At 46.0% G+C, this 500-nt stretch carries 1 protein-coding gene; it reads right to left on the reverse strand.

Annotated features, from left to right (window positions below):
- Positions 1-478, reverse strand: a 478-nt coding sequence (locus R7R78_RS29910) for a CsiV family protein (RefSeq protein WP_318119957.1), incomplete at its 3' end; no start/stop codon positions are given.
- Between the last annotated feature and the right edge of the window lie 22 nt (positions 479-500).

Consider the following 500-nt stretch of genomic DNA (forward strand, 5'->3'; position numbering starts at 1 on the left):
TTTGGAATTTGCCATCTAACTCATACAGTGGGCCGTTGATGGTTTCTTCGTTATAGCCGTCGCTAGAGTAGCTGTTATTGCCATTAATCGGGCTACCATCTGCATTGTAAGAGCCAGAGAAATCACGACCACCTACAATTCGAAAGATTGGCGCGCTTGCTTTCCCTCGATCACCTTGACGCCATGCTACGTGTTTTAGCACTTTAAATCCGGCATGATTGTTCAGCGCCGCTTCTTGTGCGTTTAAGCGGAAAGAAGAGCGAGGTAACAGAGTTACGCCTTTAGAGCGGCGGTAGGCTTCGCTGTCCAAACTGCCGACATTTTCCATGTCGATTTTAGGCAGTTGGTTTGGCCAAGATTCAGTAGTGCTTTCAGCGTCGACTGCTCGCTTGAAAATAATTACTTCAATATCAAATTGACGCGCAGCCCAAGAAGGCATTGAGACACATAGAAGCAATAACGGGATCAATATTCTCATTCGACTATTAGCTCGTTGGTAA

Source organism: Vibrio sp. 2134-1, from assembly GCF_033339495.1.